The organism is Dellaglioa sp. CoH-55-MRSF-7, from assembly GCF_056782235.1.
Map to the genome: position 1 here is coordinate 1 of NZ_JBXAYI010000055.1, position 488 is coordinate 488.

At 51.0% G+C, this 488-nt stretch carries 1 protein-coding gene; it reads left to right on the forward strand.

Annotated features, from left to right (window positions below):
- Positions 1-407: hypothetical protein (locus AC1RPU_RS07830; RefSeq protein ID WP_481769617.1), on the forward strand; the 407-nt coding region annotated here is incomplete at its 5' end.
- Positions 408-488: the final 81 nt, after the last annotated feature.

Consider the following 488-nt stretch of genomic DNA (forward strand, 5'->3'; position numbering starts at 1 on the left):
GGGCTTATGCCCCACTCTCAAAAATAATCATACACTTTCCGGGAGAAGTTATGTTTGCAGTTGAAGGGGCGGCGTCACGCCTACTGGCCACGTCCGAGATCGAAGCTGACTACGAAGTTGATGGCAAGTTCGATACTGAGCGAGATCACGAACTCGAACACGTGCGTCGCAGCCTTGGCGCTAGCCGCATCCGTTATTCTATGGGTCGGAATCATCTTTTCCATAAGAGCAACCCTATGGAAATAGGAGACGAGGCAGAAGTCACGATCCTTGTTCTTAACAAGCTGGGCTACAAGATGCGAGTAAACAAGGGTGTGTTGGATCGACCCACGTTCGCGTGTTCTGCACTGCATAACATCTGCATCCAGCGCATCGGTAACGATCTTCGAATTTTCTTCCGGGCCTAAACATGTTTGCGCGACGTACGAGAAGTGCACGACGCGGTAAGTCTGGTATGGGCTCGATACGTCGTGAGAATTACAACACGG